The sequence below is a fragment of the Sphingobium sp. genome, from assembly GCF_048594625.1.
Lineage (GTDB): Bacteria > Pseudomonadota > Alphaproteobacteria > Sphingomonadales > Sphingomonadaceae > Sphingobium.
The window spans coordinates 1-2,183 of the sequence record NZ_JBMDWL010000140.1; the positions used below are offsets into that span (position 1 = coordinate 1).

1 protein-coding gene is annotated in these 2,183 nt (G+C 63.9%); it reads right to left on the minus strand.

What is annotated here, in order from left to right:
- Window positions 1-2,147: glycosyl hydrolase (locus ACOJSJ_RS17975; RefSeq protein WP_420146325.1), on the minus strand; the 2,147-nt coding region annotated here is incomplete at its 3' end.
- Window positions 2,148-2,183: the final 36 nt, after the last annotated feature.

Sequence of the window (2,183 nt, forward strand, 5' to 3'; positions counted from 1 at the left end):
GCCGTATGGCAGCGGACGTCCGGCGCGGTCTGCGTCGCCGCCAGCACATCGGCAATGGTGCCATCGGCAAAGACGCGTCCCTTGCCCACATTACGCGGCCCCGTCTCGCCCGCATCGCCCCACAGGGCCGCAACATCGGCATCGAACTGCGCCTGCGATCCCGCCATGGCCAGCGACCGGGTAGGGCGCGGCGCCAGCAGCACCATCCCCTGTTCGACCAGCGACCGCAGCTTGCCCAGCAATGCGCCCGTCAGCCCGGTCATCCCCCTAGGGAAAGCCAGCATGGCATAGCTGGCTCCATCGGGCAGCACGACCTTGCCATCCGCGACGCTGGCACGGGTCAGCAGCACTTCGGCATTCACCAGATCATAGGCATGGCCTGCCGGGATCAGTGGATCGAAATATTGGCCGATCTTCGGATTGGCATCGGCCGATACGTCGGGCCGCACATTTTCCGACTGGTTGGGACTGTCTTCGCCCACGAAGAACAATATGTCCGCGACCCCATGGCCCTGCCGCAGCATATACTGGTTGCGCGCCAGATAATCCATCCACGGCTTCGCCTGCCCGAACCATGTGTTCGTGCGGTCCAGATTGATGCCCCATGGCCCCATCACCATGCCCGGCGTGGCCTGCACATTGGGCTGATGCGCGTAACGGTGGAAGAATATCTGGTTGAATCCCTGCGCGAACATCTGATCGCCCAGCGTCTTCATGGAATAGGGATAGTCCATCCACCGGCTGGTCTGGGATTCGCCGGTAAAGGCTTCGGCCGCGACCACGCTCTTGCCGTACACATGGGCGGCGGACGACACCATCTTGACCGAACGATTGTCGGTCCATGGCGTCCGGCTCCAGAATTCCGTCATCGGCACCTGCGCCCGGCCGCTCACCTGCAACGCGTCGAACGGTCCCGGCCCATAGCCTTCGGTATAGAAATTCAGGCCCGCCTTGTGCGCATGGTCCTGCATCCGCCCATAATAATTGTCGGCCATCAAGTCGGCCAGCGTCCGGCGAAAATCGAACAGCACTTTGTCGGATTTCCCCGCATCGCCCACGATCCGCCCGGTCAGCGTCGGCAGATATGGCAACAGATCATATCCGTTGCGCTTGCGAAAATCGGCCAGCATCGTGGGCGTCCAGTTCTGCAACCCCGCCTCATAACTGTCGATTTCCAGATTGGCGAAGGCCTTGCCCGCCAATGGCCCTGCGGCTTTCACCACCCGCCCGACGCTGCTGTCGAACTGATGGTCGACCGCCGCGACGTTCAGCTTGTCGACCTCCAGCCCGCGCCCGGCATCGGACGCCGCAACGTTCAGCTTGCCCGTCGGCGTATGCCCCATCCGCAATATCGTCCAGCGGCCCTTGGGCGCTACCCAGTCGATCCGTCCCTGCGGGTCGACCTTGCCCGACAGGTCGATGACCTTGCCCGGATCGATGGCGTTGGGGAATGGGGCCTCGCCCGGCCCCTTGGTCACCGCGCCCATGCGGAACCCATGTTCGCCCTTCACGTCCCAATCCTCGATGCGCGGCGTGGCATAGAGCAAAGCCTCAGCCAGCTTCACTCTGGTCGAAGGCGTCACCCGGAAATATCGGGCGGTGACGGCGGGGAAGTTGATCGACCCCGGCGCCTCGATACCCCGCTCGACCGCCACCGTCACCTTGCCCACCGGCGACCAGCGTTGCCCGTCATCGGACGATTCAAGGCTGGCGGAAAAGCCCGGCACTTCCTTTTCGGCATAGAGCGTCACCGCCTGCGCACTGAACGGCGCCTTCATCTCCACGACCAGCGGCGCATCGGGCGACACGTCAACGCTGCTGTGCAGGTCGCGGTCGGTCAGTGTCGCTGCATCCACCGCGCCACCTGTTCGCATGGACGCGATGGCGTCGCGATAATGTCCTTCATCCCCGTCCGAAGCGGGGAAGGCGACGATCGCCGCATCCTTATAATAGTCCAGCTTCGTATAGGGCCGGGGCAGCGCCATCCGCACCCGTCGGCCGCCCGTAAAGGTGGTTTCGTTCCACACGATCTGCTGCATCGCCTGATCGGGCGCGATCCACGGCCCCCCGCTGGACGACCAGCCCGGCGCATTGTGCATCCCCACCTGCAACCCCAGATCGCCCGCCTTGCCCATCATATGGGTCATCAGCCCCAGCCATTGGGGGCTGAGATAATCGACCGG